The organism is Rhodoferax sp. GW821-FHT10B06 (assembly GCF_059415605.1).
In genome coordinates this window covers 82,732-99,483 of sequence record NZ_JBWKNO010000020.1, presented here as the reverse complement: position 1 = coordinate 99,483, position 16,752 = coordinate 82,732, and the positions used below count along the sequence as shown (strand labels likewise).

15 protein-coding genes are annotated in these 16,752 nt (G+C 64.0%); 7 read left to right on the top strand and 8 right to left on the bottom strand.

The features are described from left to right. The 3 genes from AC07O2_RS23015 to AC07O2_RS23005 form a co-directional block, all read left to right on the top strand. Nucleotides 1-567, top strand: a 567-nt coding sequence (locus AC07O2_RS23015; protein ID WP_495234542.1) for an ATP-binding cassette domain-containing protein, incomplete at its 5' end; no start/stop codon positions are given. Then, nucleotides 564-968, top strand: coding sequence for an ACT domain-containing protein (locus AC07O2_RS23010; RefSeq protein WP_495234541.1), 405 nt, complete (start codon nucleotides 564-566; stop codon nucleotides 966-968). The genes AC07O2_RS23015 and AC07O2_RS23010, both read left to right, overlap by 4 nt. Before the next feature lie 127 nt (nucleotides 969-1,095). Continuing rightward, nucleotides 1,096-2,046, top strand: a complete 951-nt coding sequence (locus AC07O2_RS23005; protein WP_495234540.1) for an AEC family transporter — start codon at nucleotides 1,096-1,098, stop codon at nucleotides 2,044-2,046. Here the strand turns inward: AC07O2_RS23005 and AC07O2_RS23000 are convergent. From AC07O2_RS23000 to speB, 7 genes are read right to left on the bottom strand one after another with little or no spacing between them, the layout of a single operon-like run. Further along, a complete protein-coding gene (locus AC07O2_RS23000) occupies nucleotides 2,040-2,984 on the bottom strand; it encodes a 2-hydroxyacid dehydrogenase (RefSeq protein ID WP_495234539.1) in 945 nt (314 codons plus the stop codon). The genes AC07O2_RS23005 and AC07O2_RS23000 overlap by 7 nt on opposite strands. A gap of 15 nt (nucleotides 2,985-2,999) precedes the next feature. After that, nucleotides 3,000-3,755: a class II aldolase/adducin family protein gene (locus AC07O2_RS22995; RefSeq protein ID WP_495234538.1), complete on the bottom strand. Its 756-nt coding sequence runs from the start codon at nucleotides 3,753-3,755 to the stop codon at nucleotides 3,000-3,002. A 1-nt stretch (nucleotide 3,756) separates the two neighbouring features. Further along, entirely contained in the window at nucleotides 3,757-5,286 is a 1,530-nt protein-coding gene (locus AC07O2_RS22990) for an amino acid ABC transporter permease/ATP-binding protein (RefSeq protein ID WP_495234537.1), read from the bottom strand. A gap of 34 nt (nucleotides 5,287-5,320) precedes the next feature. After that, a complete protein-coding gene (locus AC07O2_RS22985) occupies nucleotides 5,321-6,130 on the bottom strand; it encodes a transporter substrate-binding domain-containing protein (RefSeq protein WP_495234536.1) in 810 nt (269 codons plus the stop codon). 50 nt (nucleotides 6,131-6,180) lie between these two features. Then, the gene (locus AC07O2_RS22980) at nucleotides 6,181-7,236 is read right to left on the bottom strand and encodes an isopenicillin N synthase family dioxygenase (RefSeq protein WP_495234535.1); all 1,056 of its coding nucleotides are present in this window, start codon (nucleotides 7,234-7,236) and stop codon (nucleotides 6,181-6,183) included. A 2-nt stretch (nucleotides 7,237-7,238) separates the two neighbouring features. Continuing rightward, a complete protein-coding gene (locus tag AC07O2_RS22975; RefSeq protein ID WP_495234534.1) occupies nucleotides 7,239-8,114 on the bottom strand; it encodes a sugar phosphate isomerase/epimerase family protein in 876 nt (291 codons plus the stop codon). A gap of 9 nt (nucleotides 8,115-8,123) precedes the next feature. Then, the gene (gene speB / locus AC07O2_RS22970; RefSeq protein ID WP_495234533.1) at nucleotides 8,124-9,074 is read right to left on the bottom strand and encodes an agmatinase; all 951 of its coding nucleotides are present in this window, start codon (nucleotides 9,072-9,074) and stop codon (nucleotides 8,124-8,126) included. A gap of 116 nt (nucleotides 9,075-9,190) precedes the next feature. On the opposite strand from speB, the gene AC07O2_RS22965 reads away from it, so the two are divergent. Further along, a complete protein-coding gene (locus AC07O2_RS22965; RefSeq protein WP_495106368.1) occupies nucleotides 9,191-10,093 on the top strand; it encodes a LysR family transcriptional regulator in 903 nt (300 codons plus the stop codon). An 88-nt stretch (nucleotides 10,094-10,181) separates the two neighbouring features. Here the strand turns inward: AC07O2_RS22965 and AC07O2_RS22960 are convergent, their stop codons facing one another. Continuing rightward, the gene (locus AC07O2_RS22960; RefSeq protein ID WP_495099993.1) at nucleotides 10,182-11,090 is read right to left on the bottom strand and encodes a LysR family transcriptional regulator; all 909 of its coding nucleotides are present in this window, start codon (nucleotides 11,088-11,090) and stop codon (nucleotides 10,182-10,184) included. A 178-nt stretch (nucleotides 11,091-11,268) separates the two neighbouring features. Between AC07O2_RS22960 and AC07O2_RS22955 the strand changes: the two genes are divergently transcribed. The 3 genes from AC07O2_RS22955 (at nucleotide 11,269) to AC07O2_RS22945 (ending at nucleotide 16,739) form a co-directional block, all read left to right on the top strand. Next, nucleotides 11,269-12,138: an alpha/beta hydrolase gene (locus AC07O2_RS22955; RefSeq protein ID WP_495234532.1), complete on the top strand. Its 870-nt coding sequence runs from the start codon at nucleotides 11,269-11,271 to the stop codon at nucleotides 12,136-12,138. Nucleotides 12,139-12,248: 110 nt separating this feature from the next. Then, on the top strand, nucleotides 12,249-13,475 hold the full coding sequence (locus tag AC07O2_RS22950; RefSeq protein ID WP_495099995.1) for an efflux RND transporter periplasmic adaptor subunit: 1,227 nt from the start codon (nucleotides 12,249-12,251) through the stop codon (nucleotides 13,473-13,475). Nucleotides 13,476-13,499: 24 nt separating this feature from the next. Then, on the top strand, nucleotides 13,500-16,739 hold the full coding sequence (locus AC07O2_RS22945; RefSeq protein ID WP_495106365.1) for an efflux RND transporter permease subunit: 3,240 nt from the start codon (nucleotides 13,500-13,502) through the stop codon (nucleotides 16,737-16,739). Nucleotides 16,740-16,752: the final 13 nt, after the last annotated feature.

Sequence of the window (16,752 nt, the reverse complement as noted above, 5' to 3'; positions counted from 1 at the left end):
CTGAAGCTGGTGGCCGACAAGCATGGTGAGCTGGTGGCTTCTGAAGCCAAGCAGCTGCAGCGCATGCGCACCCGGCTGGCCATGGTGTTCCAGCATTTCAATCTGTGGGCGCATATGACGGTGCTGCAGAACATCATCGAAGCGCCGGTGCATGTGCTGGGTGTGCCCAAGGACGAAGCTATAGCCCGTGCCCGCAAGTACCTGAAGCTGGTGGACCTGCAGAACAAGGAAGACAGCTACCCGGCGCACATGAGTGGCGGCCAGCAGCAGCGGGTGGCGATTGCGCGCTCCCTGGCGATTGAGCCCGAAGTGATGCTGTTCGACGAACCGACCAGCGCGCTGGACCCGGAGCTGGTCTCCGAGGTGCTGAAGGTGATGCAGAAGCTGGCGCTGGAGGGCCGCACCATGGTGGTGGTGACGCACGAGATGGGCTTTGCCCGCGAGGTGGCCAACCACCTGATCTTTCTGCACAAGGGCCAAATCGAAGAGCAAGGCGTGCCGCGCGAGGTGCTGGGCCAGCCCAAGAGCGAGCGGCTGCAGCAGTTCCTGTCGGGCAGTTTGAAGTGAAGCCCATCGCTGACTTGCGCACCCTGCTGGTCAGCATGGAGCCGGTGCTGAACGAGGGCGTATTTGCGTTCGCCAGCCTGCCTGCCGGCTATTCCATCGGTTTGGAGGACGTGGTGGCCAGCATCCGCGAGCCCGAAGGCCTGTCTGTGGTGTTGACCGAAGCCCGTGCACTGGCGCTGCAGCTACCGATGCTGTTCCGCTGCGCATGGATCACACTGACCGTGCATTCCGACCTGCAGGCCGTGGGCCTGACCGCAGCGTTTGCACGAGCGCTGGGCGACGCAGGCATCAGCTGCAATGTGGTGGCCGGTGCCTACCATGACCACATCTACGTGCCCGTGGAGCGGGCGCAGGACGCGATGGCCGCCCTGCGCCAGTTACAGCAAAGCACCGCTAAATAAAAATAAAAAATCCGTACGACGCCTATATCTACTGCGCAACCAGCTACATGTTCAATAGCATAAGAAGCTAAAAAAGGGCGTTGTTTACACTGGGGGCCTCTGCTTTTGCACTCTGTCGCCCGCGCCCGTGAACAACCCCATCGTCTCCTCCCTGCTCCCCGTGGTCCTGCTTATCGCCTTGGGCTGGATCGCCGGCCGCCGCCAGTGGATAGGCCCAGGCTCGGTGAAAGACCTGTCCAACCTGGTGTTTCTGCTGCTGTCGCCGGCCCTGCTGTTCCGCAGCATGAGCGTGGTGCATGTGCAGGACCTGAGTCTGAAGCCGGTAGCGGCTTACTTCCTGGGCGCCGGGGTGATATTCGCGGGCACGCTACTGGTCTATGGCTTTAACCGCACGGCCGCGGTGCTGGGCATGGCCAGCACCTACAGCAATACCTCCATGATCGGCATCCCCTTGATTGGCCTGGCCTACGGGCCGCCGGGCATGGTGACGCTGCTGACCCTGATCTCGCTGCACGCCCTGGTGCTGCTAACCCTGGCCACCGTGGCGGTTGAGTTGGCCGTAGCCCGCGAAAACGCCCGCAACGGCGGCCCCCAGCACCATGTGGCGGTGCTGGTCTGGCAGGCGGTGCGCAATGCGGTGCTGCACCCCGTGCCCATTCCCATCGTGGCCGGCCTGCTGTTTGCCCAGACCGGCTGGACCATCCCTCCGGTGGTAGACACGCCTTTGATGCTGCTGGGCCAGGCCTTCAGCCCGGTGGCTCTGGTGATGGTGGGCATCACACTGGCGCAGAACCGGGTCGGGCCGCAACTGCGCCCGGCGCTGGGCCTGGCACTGGCGAAAAACCTGCTGCATCCGGCGCTGGTGGTGCTGTTTGGCTGGCTACTGGGCCTGCACGGTTTGTCGCTGATGGTGATGGTGGTGGCGGGCGCCATGCCCATGGGCGCGAATGTGTTTCTGTTCGCGCAGCGCTACCGCACCAAGGAGGAGATGATCACCGCCAGCGTGGCCGTGTCCACCGTGCTGGGCCTGGTGACGGTCAGTGCGGTGATGAGCTTCGTGTCCTGGTGGTATCAGTAGCCTGCAGCCGGGTCTACCTTATTCAGTAGCGGCTGGCCGCTGCGCACGCGCTGCAGGTTGTCCAGAATCTGCGCCACGATCACACTGGCCTGGGCGCCGGAAGCCATATGCGGCGTGACCACCACGCGCGGGTGCGCCCACAGCGGGCTGGATGCAGCCAAGGGCTCCTGCGCAAACACATCCACCACCGCGCCGCGCAATGTGCCGTGGTCCAAGGCCTGCAGCAAGTCGTCCACCACCAGGTGCTCGCCGCGCCCGCAGTGCACCAGGGCTGCGCCGGGCTTCAAACGGCTGAACAGGTCCTTGCCCAGAATGAAGCGGGTCTCGGGTGTCAGGGGCAACAGGCAGACCAAAATGTCCGGCGCCTGCAGAAAATCATCCAAAGCGTCCGGCCCGGCATAGGTGCGCACACCATCGATGGCATGGGCAGACCGCGACCAGCCGCTGATCACAAAGCCCTGAGCCCGCAGCACCTGCGCAATATGGCCGCCCAGCACGCCCAGGCCCATCACGCCCACATGGGTTTGAGCGGGAGTCTTCTGTACCGGCATCTGCCAGACGCGCTGCGCCTGCTGCTGCTGCGCGCGGTCCAGCGCTCGGTGGTAGTACAGCACGGACCACAGCACGTACTCGGCCATGCCCACAGCCAGCCCGGGGTCCACGATACGCGTCACCGGCAGCTGGGTGGACGCCGGCAGACGCTGCAGCACGTGCTCTACACCGGCCGCAATCGAGCACACCAGGCGCAAGTTCGGCAGGCTCTCGGCCAGGCCCGGTGGCGGAAACCAGGCGGCCAGGGCCACCACGTCGGCCGGGTCGGGCACATCCGGCCACAGGCGGACCTGCACGTCAGGCCACAGGCGCTCGGCCTCTGCACGGAAGGCGGCATGCAGCCCGCCCAGATCATCGGTATCGCTGCATACCAGCAGAGTCGGCATAGTCGGTTCAGTTTGTCAGTTGCGGTAAGAAGGGTCGATGCGGTCCAACTTGCGCAGCCAGGCCTGCCAGAGTATCTGGCGCTCATGCTCCACGCTTTGCAGCTGTTCGCAGGCATGCTGGCTCAGGTGGGTGGGCATGGCGCTGACCGGGCCGACGGTAGCGGCCATCTGGCTGGCCGCCATCTGGATTTCACACGCGCGGTTCAGGTAGTACATGATGCAAAACGCATCGGCCACCGTGGCACCCACGGACAACAGGCCGTGGTGGCGCAGGATCAGCGCGATGTTATTGCCCAGCGCCTGCTGGATGCGGGCCCGCTCGCCCAGGTCGAAGGCCACGCCTTCGTAGGCATGCACGCCGACCCGGCCATAAAACTCGGCGCTGATCTGGTTCAACTGCAGCAACCCACCGTCGCAGGCCGCTACTGCCATGCCAGCCAGGGTGTGGGTATGGATCACGCAATGTGCGTTCTGGCCGCCCATGTGCACAGCACTGTGCACGGTGAAGCCGGCCACGTTGTAGTCGGCGCCGCCAGACACCACGCGACCCTGCATGTCCACCACTAGCAGGTCACTGGCGCAAACCTCGTCAAACATCTTGCCAAAGGGGTTGATCAGAAAGCGCTCTTCCCCGTCATCCTCTCCACCAATGGACGGCAGGCGCGCAGAGAAGTGGGTGTAGAGCGTGTCGTCCCAGCCAAACAGGGCGGCCAGGCGGTAGGCGGCGGCCAGGTCGCGGCGCAGGGTGGCTTCGTCAGTCGTTACGGTCATATCAAGTGTCCAGTCCCATGAATTTGCGCACACGCTGTGTCGTGGCGCTAGGCGCGTCAGGCTGTTGAATCTGCTGTGGGGCCGCGTCCAGCTGAACCAGGCCGTTCTCCATGAACAGCACGCGGTCGGATATAGCCAGAGCGAAATCCATCTCGTGGGTCACGATGACCATGGTCATGCCTTCCTGCGCCAGGTCCTGGATCACCTTCAGCACCTCACCCACCAGCTCGGGGTCGAGTGCGGACGTGGGCTCATCGAACAGCATCACATCTGGCGACATCGCCAGCGCGCGGGCAATCGCCACGCGCTGCTGCTGACCGCCGGAGAGCTGGTGGGGGTACTTCTGGTGGTGCGCCAGCAGGCCCACCTTGTCCAGCAGCTGCAGCGCGCGGGTGCGACGCAAAAGCGCATCTGCGGGCTGCTGGTGGTAGCGCGGTGCCAGGCAGACGTTGTCCAGCACGGTCAGGTGCGGGAACAGGTTGAAATTCTGGAAGGCCATGCCGATACGGCCTATGCCTTTGCGCACACGGCTGCTGTCCAGCGGCTCGTTGGCGTGGATATAGCTCTCGCCAAACAGGATGATCTCGCCCTGGTCAATCTTCTCCAGGCTGTTGATGGTGCGTATCAGCGAGGTCTTGCCCGAGCCAGACGGCCCGATGATGGAAATCACCTCGCCCGCTGCCACCTGCAGCCCTATGCCCTTGAGCACCTGATGCGGCCCGTAGGCCTTATGGATATTGCGCAGCTCCAGGGCGGCAGGCATACCGGCTACGGCCACCACCGGCTGCAGCGCTACCGGGCCGCCCAGCTCGCCGCGCAGCGCGGTGCACGCAGCGGCATCCAGTGTCACGGGCTGGCGCGTGTGCAGGTCCAGCCGCTTCTCCAGCCAGCTGAACAGGGTGCTGAAAATGGTGACCAGAAACACGTAGTACACGGCCACGGCCAGCAGGGTTTCCATTACCAGGAAGTTCTGCGAATACAGCCGCAACCCTGTCATCAACAGTTCGGGCAGCGAGATCACCGAGACCAGCGAAGTCAGCTTGATGATGGTGACGTATTCGTTGATCAGCGTGGGCAGGGCGATACGGAAGGCCTGCGGAATCACGATCAGGCGCATGGCGCCAAAGCGGCCAATCGCCAACGCCTTGCCCGCCTCGCGCTGGCCCTTGGCCACCGACAACAAACCGCCACGGTGTATCTCGGCCATATAGGCGGCCTCGGTCAACACCATGGCCAGCAGGCCGGCAAAGAAGGGTTCACCAATGATGCTGCGGCTGGACGGGAATATCTGCGGCAGATTGAACACAAACACCACCAGCACTAGCAGCGGCACACTGCGGAACAGCCACACATAAAAGGCGGCTGCCGCGCTGATCCAGCGCGACTCCGAGATGCGTGCGCAGGCCACCAAAAAGCCCAGCACCAGGCCCAGCCCCCAGGACAGCGAGCCCAGCTCGACCACCGTTACGCAGGCCCGCCAGAACACCCCCATGGAAAACAGAGAAAAGAAATACGGCCAATCCAATTCCATGCAGATGCTCCTGGTTCTCTAATGCCGCGAGGGCTTACTTGGAAGCGATGGGTTCCAGGTCGTACTTCTTGATCAGCGCTGCGTATTCGCCGCTGGCCTGGGCGGCAGCCAAGGCTTTCTCCAGCGACTGGTACAGCGCGCTGTTGCCCTTCTTCACGTAGATGCCCAGGGTTTGTGGATAGACCAGCGCGGGCGAGCTGATGGTGATGCGGCCCTTGCTGCGTTCGGCCAGCATCTTGGCAGCGCCGGCAATTTCCAGCTGGGCCTGGATATTCTTCGACAATAGCGCTTGCGAGGCTTCAGGCGCGGTGGGGAACTCGCTCACGGCCACGGCGGGCTTGCCGTTCGGTGCGCAGTAGTCGGTGGACAGCTTGGCCAGGGCCTTGACCCAGGTGGTGCCGGTTTGCAGGCCCACCTTCAAGCCACACAGTTCCTGCTCGGTCTTCGGGCTGACACCGCCATCCTTGGCCACCATGATGGAGGCACCAGTGCGGGCATAGGCAATCGCATCGGCCTGGGCCGTGCGTTCGGGCGTGATGTACATGCCAGAAATGACGGTATCGAACTGGCCGCTGCCCAGGCCCAGGATCAGGCTGGGGAACTTGGTGTCCACAAAAGCCGGCTTGGTCTTCATGTCCTTGCTCAGCATCTCGGCCACATCGGGGTCAAAGCCCACGACCTTGTCGCCCTGCCAGGATTCAAACGGGGGGTAGGTGATTTCCATGCCGACCTTGATTTGGCCGGGGGTCAGGGTTTGGGCAAATGCAGCGGCCGGCAGCAAGGCCGCCAATGCCACAGCCAACAGGCTGCGGTGCAGGGACGCGGTACGGATGGTTTTCATCATGGTGGTTAACTCCTGGGGTGGGTGGACAAATAAGGAAAGCGAAACGGGGTTCAGGCGGTGGCCTGGGACTTCAGGTGGCCGAAGCTATTGGGCTTCAGCGCACCTTCGGGCAGGGCGATTTCACCGGCCGCTACCTTGCGTTTGAGGTAGGTGTAGGTTTGCTGGGCTTGCGAATACATGTGGTCACCAATCGACAGCTCGCTGTAGCTGGTGCTCGCAGATGCACGGGCAAACTGCGGCAGCGGCCGGATGCGCGTGTGGTAGTCGCAGGCAAAAAACAGCGGAAAGGAATAACGCTCGTGCTGCACCTTGCGCACGCGGTGCGAGGTGGCGGGAAACGCGCCGGCGGTCATCACCTCCAGCATGTCGCCGATGTTGATCACAAAGGCTTCTTCACCGGCTTCGGAGTACGGCGGCGCGTCGACCCAGACACCCTGGTCGTTCATCACCTCCAGGCCGGGCTGGTCGGCCAGCAGCAGCGTGAAGCACTCGTAATCGGTGTGGGCGCCTATGCCGGGCGCATCCACCGCCTCGGTGTCCACCGGGTAGTGGATCAAGCGCAGCTTGGACGGCGGGCAGGTCACCATGGCCTCAAAGAAGTCTTCCGGCTGGCCCAGCGACAAGGCAAAGCCACGGAACAGCTGGCGACCGAGGGCGAACACCGCCGCGTAATAGCTGGCCACTGCGGCCTTGAAGCCGGGCAGATCGGGCCATTTGTTGTTGCCGATCAGCGGCGTGCCAGCCAGCACCAGCGGGTGGTCATTCGGTGCTTCAAAGCCGATGTCGAAGGCTTCCTTGTGGTCGGGCCGGCCTTTGGAATACACCTCTTCGCCTTCGGGTACATAGCCTTTATGGCCCCAGGATTCGCCGATGTAGTAGCGCATCTTCCATTCCATCTGCTGGGCGAACAGCGTGCGGCTGGCCTCGCGCAGACCGGCCACCAGCTTGGAATCGATGCCGTGGCCAACGATGTAGAAAAAGCCGACATCGCGTGCCGCCTGGCCCAACGCATCGGCCACCGTCTGGCGCTGCGCCAGGCTGTCGCTGTAGAGGCAGCTGATATTGATCACGGGCAAGGCCGTGAAATTACGTTGTCCGGGTTGCATGCTCAGAGTCCTGCCGTGGTGTGGGTTTGAGAGAGGTTGTGTTGCGACCAGCGTTCAAAATGGCGCCGCTCTTCCAGCGCCATCCAACGGTTGACCGACCACAGGTCGGCCACCGGGCTGCGGGTGTAGGGCAGCAGATGCATATAGCCGTCCGGGCCGAACTCGGGGGTCAGCGTGGCCGTGGTGTAGCCCTGGGCACGCTGCGCAGCCCAGATGGATTCCCAGAAGCGCTGGTGGAAAGCCAGCTCGGGCGCGTACTCGGGTGCAGCCGGGTCGGGCACCTGCGGGCCCTGGGCATAGGCCACACGGGCCTGGATATGGTGCACGCGGTCGATGAATGGCTGGAAGTCGTCCAGCGGGTCGTCCAGCAGACGCTCGCACACCACCACCCAATGGCTGATGTCGGCGGTGTAGCGCAGCTGGGGCAACTGGCGAGCTATGTCCAGCGTGACCCAGGGGCTGTAGAGCGAGCTGGCACGGTGGGTTTCGAAGGTGCAGGCTATGCCTGCTGCGTCTGCCAGCGCCTGGGCCCGGCCCAGAAAGTCCACCTGGGCCGCCAAGGACCAGCGGTCGTTGCCGGCCAGCAGATTCACGAAACGGGGTGCAATATCTACCGCCGCATCAAAGGCGCGGGCCAGGTGCTGCAAATGCACCTCAGGGCCGTCCTGCTGGCGCGGAATCACGTCGGCGCCGGTGAACACCGTAGCGATGTAGTCCAGCGCCTCGGCGCGCAAGGTATCGCGTAGCACACGCCGGGCCACCGCATCCAGGGGCAAGCGGGCTTCCAGGCCCGTGCAGCCGGCCTCGCGCAGCTGGGCCACGCAGGCTGCCATATCGGTGGTTGCGCCCCAGGTGGAGCGAAATATCTTGAGTTCCATGGTCTTATCTCAGCGGTACGCCACGCCGGGCAGCACGCACAGCATTTCGTAAAGCAAGTTCGCTGCCAGTTGCGAGGTATTGCCGCTGAGGTCATAGGGTGGCGACACCTCCACCAAGTCTCCACCGACCAGGTTCAGTCCCTTGCAGCCGCGCACAATTTCCAGTGCCTGGATGGCGGTCAGGCCGCCCACTTCGGGGGTACCGGTGCCGGGGGCCCAGGCGGGGTCGATGCCGTCAATGTCAAAGCTGAGATACACCGGGCCACTGCCCAACTGGGTGCGCACCTCGGCCATCAGCGGCGCCAGCGACTGGTACCAGCACTGCTCTGCCTGCACCAGGCGAAAGCCCTGGTCCACGCCCCACTGGAAGTCGCCGCTGGAATAGCCCTGGGCACGCTGGCCGATCTGCACCACGCGCTGGCAGTCCAGCAGGCCCTCTTCCACCGCGCGGCGGAAGGTGGTGCCGTGGGCAATCTTCTCGCCAAACATGTCGTCATTGGTATCGGTGTGCGCGTCCACATGCACCAGGCCTACCGGGCCGTGCTTGCGCACAATGGCCCGCAGTATGGGCAATGTGATAGTGTGGTCGCCCCCCAGCGTCAGCGGGATCACCGGGTGCTGCAAAACGCTGTCGTAGCTTTCCTCGATGATGCGCACCGACTCCAGCAGGTTGTAGGTGTTGATGGCCACGTCGCCAATGTCGGCGACCGACAACGAGTCGAACGGTGCCGCCCCGGTCGCCATGTTGTAGGGCCGGATCATCACCGACTCGGCGCGGATCTGGCGCGGCCCGAAGCGGGTGCCAGCGCGCAGCGAGGTGCCGATGTCCAGTGGCACGCCGATGAAGGCAACGTCCAGGCCGGCTGCGCTGTCCATGGCGGGCAGGCGCATCATGGTGGAGCGACCGGCAAAGCGCGGCATCTCGTTGCCGCCCTGGGGTTGGTGAAGAACTTTGGACATCTCGCGGGGACCTTTGGAACTGGAAGCCAGAAACTGGGTTGAACTTTAGCCAGCCCTGGTTATGAAAAAATAGTAGAAAACAAATAATCAGTTTCGACTTTTCACAACTAAACAGCATGGCTACTCCCCCTGGCACCGACTTCAAGCTGCTGCGCATCTTCGCCAGCGTGGCGCGCAACCAAGGCTTTGCCCGCGCACAGCAGGAGCTGAACCTGACCACCTCGGCCATCAGCACCTATATGACCCAGCTGGAGGCCCAGGTCGGCTTCAGCCTGTGCCGGCGCGGGCGCGGTGGCTTTGCGCTGACGCCCAAGGGTGAGCTGCTGTTGTCCGAAACCCTGCGCGTGCTGGGCGAGCTGGACAGCTTTGATCTGTATACCCAGTCGCTCAAGGGCGAGCTGGGCGGCACCCTGAAGATGGGCGTGCTCGACACCACGGTGACCGACGTCTCGCTGCCGCTGGCCCAGGCGATTGGCGTGTTTTCCAGCAAATTCCCCGGCATGCACCTGAGCCTGCTGATACGCAGCCCCTATGAGCTGCAGAAGGGCCTGCTGGACAACGAGCTGGACATTGCCGTGGGCTTCTTCCCGGCCAAAGCCAATGGCCTGGTCTACCACCCGCTGTACCGCGAGCAGCAATGGCTGTATTGCAGCGACAGGCATCCCTGCTTCAGCCAACGGGCGGTGCAGCCGGCCTATGTGTCGGAGCTGAACGTGGTCAGCCGCAGTTACTGGAGCCAGACCGAGCTGGGCCGTCATGGTTTCAAGCGCAGCGTGGCCACGGTGGAGAGCATGGAGGCGCAGCTGATTCTGATCCTTTCGGGCGGCTACATAGGCTACCTACCCGAACACTACGCCCAGTCCTGGGTGGAGCAGGGGCGGCTGAAGGTGCTGTTACCGGCCGAGTTCGGCTACCAGTCGCAGTTTTCGCTGGTGTTCCGCCGGGGCCGCAGCCGCGAACTGCCGCTGCAGGCCATGCGCGAGTTGCTGCAGCCGGGTAAACGTTCAACCAAGGGGTGAAGTGGATTGCCCACAATTGCTATATATTTCATAGCTACTCGCGCAGATAGAATCTGCGCCAACGGCCTAAAAACCTTGTAAATTTAAACTAGCGCAACAGCGGGTTCTGGCTGAACAGCTCAGCCGCCCAGTCCACAAATGAGCGCACCTTGGCGCTCAGGTGGCGGTTCGGCGGGTACACCACGTAGACCGGCACGGTTCGGATCGACCACTCGGGCAACACCTGCACCAGCGCGCCGCTGGCCAGATGTGGTGCGGCCATGAAGCTCACCAACTGCGCCACGCCCAGGCCGGCCAGCACAGCCGCCATGTAAGCATTGCTTTCGTTGACGGAAATACGGTGCGGGCTGGCCAGCTCAATGGTCTCGCCGTCTTTCTCAAAGTCATGGGGCATCAAACGCCCGGTGCGGGGCGAGAAGAAGTTCACCATGTAGTGTCCCTTCTCCAGATCCAGCGGGTGCAAGGGCACGCCATGGCGGCGCAGGTATTCGGGTGAAGCCACGGACATGAACGGCAGGTTGCCAATGCGCCGCGCCACCAGCGACTGGTCCAGCAGCTCACCGCCGCGTATCACGCAATCCACGTTGTCGCCGATCAGGTCCACCGGACGGTCGCTGACCCCCAGGTCCAGCTGGATGTCGGGGTAACGCGCATAAAAAGTGTGCAGTGCCGGTATCACCAGCAGTTGCGCCACAGACGAGCCTACATCCACCCGCAAGCGCCCTTGCGGCGTGGTCTGGGCGTTGCCCATGCTGGCTTCCAGCTCGTCCAGGTCGGCCAGCAGCCGGGACGCACGCTCGTAGTAAGCAGCACCATCGGGTGTGACGGACACACGGCGCGTGGTGCGGTGCAGCAGCTTGACGCGCAGGCGCGACTCCAGATGCTGGATCTGTTTGGTGACCGTGGCCTTGGGCAGCGCCAGCGAGTCGGCGGCCTTGGTAAAAGTGCCTGCCTCCACCACCCGGGCAAAGACACGCATGGTCAGTATCTGGTCCATAGTCCTTCCTTGCCCAGACCTCGTGCCAGAGCGGATCGCATCTTCGCACGGTAAAGATGGCCTATTGTTGCTGGATTAGAAACAGAGAACTCACAAAACCCCATCTTTATCCAATAAACCATGCGCACTACATTACTTCACATTCCCGCACCACCTGCGATTTACTGAAAACACCACCATGGTCTCTCGCCCCACAACCACCCGGCCCATACAGCCCACCGAAAGCGACGCCTGCATCGCGCTGCCGCAGCGGCCCGCGGTGGATGTGCGCATGTACGGCAAGCGCGTACCCGGCGGTGCCGCGCCGCTGGTGCTGCACTTCCATGGCGGCGCCTTTGTGGCGGGCGGCCTGGACAACGGCGCCACGGTGGCACGGCTATTGGCCAGCGCCGGGGCGGTAGTGGTCTCGCTGGCCTACCCGCTGGCGCCAGCGAGCCCGTTTCCACAGGGCGTAGAAGTGGGCTACGACACGCTGGAATGGGTTTACAAACACCGCGTGAAACTGGCCGGCCAGGGCGCCCGCCTTTTCCTGGCCGGCGAAGAAGCCGGTGGCAACCTGGCTGCCGCCGTGGCCATGATGGCACGCGACCGTGGCCACCCGCCGCTGGCCGGGCAGATTCTGCTGTCGCCCATGCTCGACCCCTGCGTAGGCACGGCGTCGCTGCGGGCCAGCACCGGTGCTGCTACCGGCTGTAAATGGGCCGATGGCTGGCAGCAGTACCTGCGCTGCCCGATGGACGCCGAGCACCCCTATGCCGTACCCGGCGTAGCCCGCCGTCTGGCCGACCTGCCGCCCACCCTGGTGCTCAGCGGTGCAGACGACCCCATGCGCGACGAAGCTCGGGCCTATGCCGAGCGGCTGCGCAGTGCCGGCATCGCAGCCAGCTTCAATCTGGTGACGAATGCCAAGGGCTGGCCCGATGCCTTGTACACCCCGCTGATCGCCGAATGCCCTTGTGCGGCGGACCTGCAGCAACAGTTCCGCGCCTTCTTCGAAGCCACGCTGCCGTCCCAGCAGGCCAGCCCCGACAAGCCCGGAAGCTGTTGACGCTAGCGCGCTGAACCGCCCTCCTCTGTAACCCGTTTTTCCCGGCCCTGTGGGTCCGGGCGGGCCGCCGCATGGTCCACCGTTTTTTCCATCCTCTCTGAAAGACTGCTATGAGCTCCAAAACCGCCTTCCCCCTGCGCAGCACACTGTGGACTGCCGCCGTCTCCCTGACCGCTGTGGCAGCGGCCGCCGCCATCGTCTTCGGCCTGCAAAGCACCCCGGCCGAAGCCGGCCTGTCACCGGCAGCGCCACAGGCCATTCCGGTCTCGGTCGCTACCGTGACCGAGAGCCAGGTCAACGCCTGGAGCGAGTTCTCAGGCCGGTTGGAAGCCGTGCAGCGGGTAGACATCCGCTCCCGTGTGGCTGGCGCTGTGCAGTCCGTGCATTTCCGCGAAGGCGCGCTGGTGAAACAGGGCGATCTGCTGTTCACCATCGACCCCGCCCCGTATGCCGCCGAGGTAGACCGCAGCGACGCCCAGCTGGCCGCCGCCCAGGCCCGCGTGTCGCAGGCCAACAGCGAATTCGAACGCTCCAAGCGCCTATGGGACGAGCACGCAATCGCCCAGCGCGAGCTGGACGAGCGCGGCAACAGCCTGCGTGAAGCCCAGGCCAATCTGCGCGCCGCCCAGGCCGGCCTGCAAACCACCCGCCTGAACCTGGACTACACCCAGGTGCGCGCGCCGGTGTCGGGCCGCGTCGGCAAGCTGGAAGTGACCGTGGGTAACCTGGTGGCCGCCGGCCCCGGCGCACAGGTGCTGACCACGCTGGTCTCCATCAGCCCCATCTACGCCAGCTTTGACGCCGACGAACGCGTGATTGCCCGTGCGCTGAAAGACCTGCACGGGCCAGACGGCACGCGCGGCATTGAGAGCATTCCCGTGCAAATGGGCACCGCCGCCACCAGCGACACGCCCTTCACCGGCAAGCTGCAGCTGGTGGACAACCAGGTGGACGCCAAGAGCGGCACGGTGCGCACCCGCGCCGTGTTCGACAACAAGGACGGTAGCCTGATGCCCGGCCAGTTCGCCCGCGTCCGCATGGGCCAGACCCAGGCCGAAACCGCGCTGCTGGTGAACGAGCGCGCCGTAGGCACCGACCAGGACAAGAAATTTGTGATGGTGGTTGGCGCCGACAACACCGTGGCCTACCGCGAGGTAACGCTGGGGGCGTCGGTCAACGGCTTGCGTGTGGTCAGCAAGGGGCTGGTCGCCGGTGAAAAGCTGGTCGTCAACGGCCTGCAACGGGTGCGGCCCGGTGCGCTGATTGCGCCCCAACTGGTACCCATGGATGGCAAGCCCGAAGCCCAAGCAAAAGCTGGGGCGGCAACCCAGTCCTGATCGGAATCTTCAGAGAACAACCCCATGAATTTGTCTAAATTTTTCATCGACCGACCGATCTTCGCGGGCGTGCTGTCGCTGCTGATGCTGATCGCCGGCCTGATCGCGTTGCGCAGCCTGCCGATCTCGGAATACCCCGAAGTCGCGCCTCCGTCCGTGGTAGTGCGCGCCCAGTACCCGGGTGCCAACCCCAAGGTGATCGCCGAAACTGTGGCCACGCCGCTGGAAGAAAGCATCAACGGCGTGGAAGGCATGCTCTACATGGGCAGCCAGGCCACGACCGACGGCGTGATGACCTTGACCGTCACCTTCAAGCTAGGCACCGACCCCGACAAGGCCCAACAGCTGGTACAAAACCGTGTCTCCCAAGCCGAGCCGCGCCTGCCCGAAGAAGTGCGCCGCCTGGGCGTCACCACGGTCAAGAGCGCACCGGACCTGACCATGGTGGTGCATCTGGCTTCGCCCAACAAGCGCTACGACATGAACTACCTGCGCAACTATGCAGTGCTGAATGTAAAAGACCGCTTGGCGCGCATCCAGGGCGTGGGCCAGGTGCAGATCTTCGGCGGCGGCGACTATTCCATGCGCGTCTGGCTGGACCCGCAAAAGGTCGCGCAGCGCGGCCTGTCGGCCAGTGACGTGGTGGCCGCTATCCGTGGCCAGAACGTGCAAGCCGCTGCCGGTGTGGTGGGTGCATCGCCCGGCCTGGCGGGTGTGGACATGCAGCTGTCAATCAACGCCCAAGGGCGCTTGCAGAGTGAAGAAGAATTTGGCGACATCATCGTCAAGACCGGTGCCGATGGCGCCGTCACCCGGCTGCGCGACATTGGCCGGTTGGAAATGGGCGCGGCCGACTACTCGCTGCGCTCGCTGCTGAATAACGACCCGGCCGTGGGCATGGGCGTGTTCCAGGCACCAGGCTCGAACGCACTGGACATCTCGACCAATGTGCGCAAGACCATGGACGAGCTGCAGAAAAACATGCCCGAGGGCGTGGAGTTCCGCATTGCCTACGACCCCACGCAGTTCGTGCGGGCCTCCATTGAATCGGTGGTGCACACCCTGCTGGAGGCCGTGTTTCTGGTGGTGCTGGTGGTGATTCTGTTCCTGCAGACCTGGCGCGCCTCCATCATTCCGCTGCTGGCCGTGCCGGTGTCGGTAGTGGGCACGTTTGCCGTGCTGCACATCCTGGGCTTCTCGATCAACGCCCTGAGCCTGTTCGGCCTGGTGCTGGCCATCGGTATCGTGGTGGACGACGCGATTGTGGTGGTGGAAAACGTGGAGCGCAACATCGAGGCCGGCCTGAGCCCGCGCGACGCCACCTATAAGGCCATGCGGGAAGTGTCCGGCCCCATCATCGCCATCGCCTTGGTGCTGGTGGCGGTGTTCGTGCCGCTGGCCTTCATCAGCGGTTTGACGGGCCAGTTCTACAAGCAGTTCGCGGTGACGATTGCCATCTCCACGGTGATCTCGGCCATCAACTCGTTGACCCTGTCGCCAGCACTCGCCGCCCTGCTGCTGCGCGGCCACGACGCGCCCAAGGATGCATTGACGCGCGGCATGGACAAGGCCCTGGGCTGGCTGTTCCGTGGCTTCAACCGCTTCTTCCACCGTGGCTCGGAAGCCTATAGCGGCGGCGTGAAGCGCGTCATCGGCCGCAAGGCGTTGATGATGGTGATGTACCTGGTGCTGATCGCCGTCACCTTCGGCCTATTCAAGGCCGTGCCCAGCGGCTTTGTGCCGGCGCAGGACAAGCAATACCTGATCGGCTTCGCCCAGCTGCCCGACGGCGCCACGCTGGACCGCACCGAAGACGTGATCAAACGCATGGGCGAGATCGTCAAGAAGAACCCGAACGTGGAAGACGCCATCGCCTTCCCCGGCCTGTCGATCAACGGCTTCACCAACAGCTCGAACTCGGGCATCGTGTTCGCCACGCTCAAGCCCTTCGCAGAACGCAAGCGCGCCGACCAGAGTGGCGGCGCCGTGGCCGGCCAGCTGAACCAGGCCTTCGGCAGCATCCAGGACGCCTTCATCGTGATGTTCCCGCCACCCCCCGTGGCCGGCCTGGGCACCACCGGTGGCTTCAAGCTGCAACTGGAAGACCGTGGCTCGCTGGGTTATGAGGAGATGGACAAGGCCGTGAAAGCCTTCATGGCCAAAGCCTACCAGACGCCCGAACTGGCCGGCATGTTCACCAGCTGGCAGGTCAACGTGCCGCAGCTGTATGCCGACATCGACCGCACCAAGGCCCGCCAGCTGGGTGTGCCGGTGACCGACATCTTCGACACTATGCAGATCTACCTGGGTAGCCTGTACGCCAACGACTTCAACAAGTTTGGCCGCACCTACACCGTGCGGGTGCAGGCCGATGCGCCCTACCGCGCACGGGCTGAAGATGTGGGCCTGCTGAAGGTGCGCTCCAATACCGGTGAAATGGTGCCTCTCTCGGCACTGATGAAGGTGAACTCCAGCTTCGGCCCGGAACGCGCCATGCGCTACAACGGCTACCTGGCCGCTGACATCAACGGTGGCCCGGCCCCCGGCTTTTCATCCGGCCAGGCGCAGGATGCCATCAACCGCATCGCCGCCGAGACCCTACCCAAGGGCGTGAGCTACGAGTGGACCGAGCTGACCTACCAGGAAATCCTGGCCGGCAATTCCGCCCTGCTGGTGTTCCCGCTGGCCATCCTGCTGGTGTTCCTGGTGCTGGCCGCGCAGTATGAAAGCCTGACGCTGCCGCTGGCCATCATCCTGATCGTACCCATGGGCATCCTGGCCGCGATGACCGGCGTGTGGATACACGGTGGTGACAACAATGTGTTCACCCAGATCGGGCTGATCGTGCTGGTGGGCTTAAGCGCCAAGAACGCCATCCTGATCGTCGAATTCGCCCGCGAGCTGGAGTTTGAAGGCCGCACGCCGGTGCAGGCTGCGATCGAAGCCAGCCGGCTGCGCTTGCGCCCCATTCTGATGACCTCGCTGGCCTTCATCATGGGCGTGCTGCCCCTGGTGCTGTCCACCGGTGCGGGTGCCGAAATGCGCTCGGCCATGGGCGTGGCGGTGTTCGCTGGAATGATTGGCGTGACGGCCTTTGGCCTGTTCCTGACGCCGGTGTTCTATGTGCTGATGCGCCGCCTGGCCGGTAACCGCGCCCTGAAACACCACGGCGAAGTCGGCCACATCGAAACAGCTGCGTCCCTGCCCACGCTGCCCCATGGCGGTGGTGGCTCGGCCCGCCCACTGCCCGCGGCACCCTTGTAAGAACAAGAACGGA